1 protein-coding gene and 1 pseudogene are annotated in these 1,747 nt (G+C 40.2%); both read right to left on the reverse strand.

The annotated features are described in order from the left end of the window. Positions 1–365, reverse strand: a pseudogene (locus tag I8751_RS17730) (IS4 family transposase); the annotation flags it as partial. Positions 366–665: 300 nt separating this feature from the next. Next, positions 666–1,550 carry a class I SAM-dependent methyltransferase gene (locus tag I8751_RS17735; RefSeq protein WP_214440445.1) on the reverse strand — a complete coding sequence of 295 codons (885 nt, stop codon included), beginning with the start codon at positions 1,548–1,550 and terminating at the stop codon, positions 666–668. Positions 1,551–1,747 lie beyond the last annotated feature (197 nt).

Below are 1,747 nucleotides of genomic sequence, written 5' to 3' on the forward strand. Positions count from 1 at the left end.
CCTTTAAATAACCGCAACAATGGGCGAATTAACTTTTTCTGCTCGCCTAGATTGCTACATCCTCTTTTTGTTAACAATAGCCAATAAACTGGAATAGCTCTTTTTTGTTCTATTAAACTAATGACGAACACATTTTCACCACGCCACTGTGTTCTATCAATCGCAAATATCAATTGTTTCTCCTGAGATTGTCTGCTGTTTTTAACCCATCTTTTGAGTAATGGAAACCAGATGTATTGAATTGATAACTCTGGCAGTAATAAAAATCTTTGGATGCTTCGTCGCCGACTCTCAAATTTTATCGGTTGGGGAAATACTGTCGCCAGCTTCTCAATTGTCACAGTTTTATGAAATTGTAACAGCATAATCAAGATTTCCAACATCTTGTACTGTGCGGGTGTCAGTACATTTTGAAAGCAGTTTTGGTAGAATTTAGGTAACATTATCATTTGATAGGTCTTGTTGAGAATACCTGACCTATCTTTTTTTACCCCAAAACAGTCACACTCTTGTATTTCCTGAGCTTCAGCCTCTTTGTCACCCCTTCAGGCGTGTCCTATAGTAGGGGCACAGCATTGCTGTGCCCCTACTATAAATCCATAGGTATCAGGTTTTCGTGAATTGGTATTAGCTGGAAATATTAGTATTAACTTACTTATCTGCTCTTAATTGCGTCTGGCAATACACATTAAAGATAACGCTGCCTCAGATGAATTGGAATTAATACCAGATAACCATTGAGCGTAGCGATACTTTAACTGTGCTTGCCCATAATTGTTCTGTAACACTTGCGCTCCTAGTGTGTGGTTGTGAGGATAGACTTTCACACTAAAGCCAAGAGGTTCTAAGATTTGGTAATAAAATTGTGTTGTTAAACCATCACCAGGTTGGTGATGAGTTTCAGTAGCAAGCATGGCATCATGTTCTGCTGTTGACATAAATTTGCCAAAACTCATCAATCGATAGATGGGGACGCGGATTTTGTACAAAAGCATAGCTAGGCCTTTCCAGTCCCAAGCAGTTTGCTGTGGGTCATGGTCGGTAATTAATAATCCGCCAGGACGAACCAAACGTGCTGCTTCCGCTAAAACTTTATTCATGTTGTCGCAATGGTGTAATGTTGCATTAACTGCAACAATATCTGCAAATTCATCAATAAATGGCAAGTTGTGAGCATCTGCTAGAATGGGTGCGTAGCCAATTGCTTGTGCCATTTTAAGGCAATTGCGAGAGATATCCACACCAATTAACAGTCTTGGTGAGCCACCCAATGTGGCATACAAATTTCCAGGCCCACAACCTATATCAACGACAATTTTGTCATCCCAACTGCCGCTTGCTGCTTGCCAACATTCTTTAAATGCTTTGTCTCGATGACAGGCTTCAAAATAGCCTCTTGCCCATTCACTATTATCGTAGTAAAGCGCATTTGCTTTTATTGTTGGAGTAAAGTTAGCAATTCGGGAAGTAGGAATATCTCCAGTTTGCCAATCAACACTAGCATCTTTAGCAATATATGGATGCAAGGATGAAAATACAGTAGAGTTCATATCTGCCTTGTCTAGATGAATTTGCTGGAGTTTCTAGTAAATTTAAGTTCGCCACCAAGCTTTAATTAGTTACTTGGATGCTGTAGTGAGCATTTAATGCAAAAGTGATATGCGAAGTACGTGCCTGAACATTATTAAAACGTAGAACCCAGGCATACCCCAGTGAGCGAAGAGAGCAGGGGAGGCAGGGGGTGCAG

The organism is Atlanticothrix silvestris CENA357 (genome assembly GCF_016056295.1).
Taxonomy (GTDB): Bacteria; Cyanobacteriota; Cyanobacteriia; order Cyanobacteriales; family Nostocaceae; genus Atlanticothrix; species Atlanticothrix silvestris.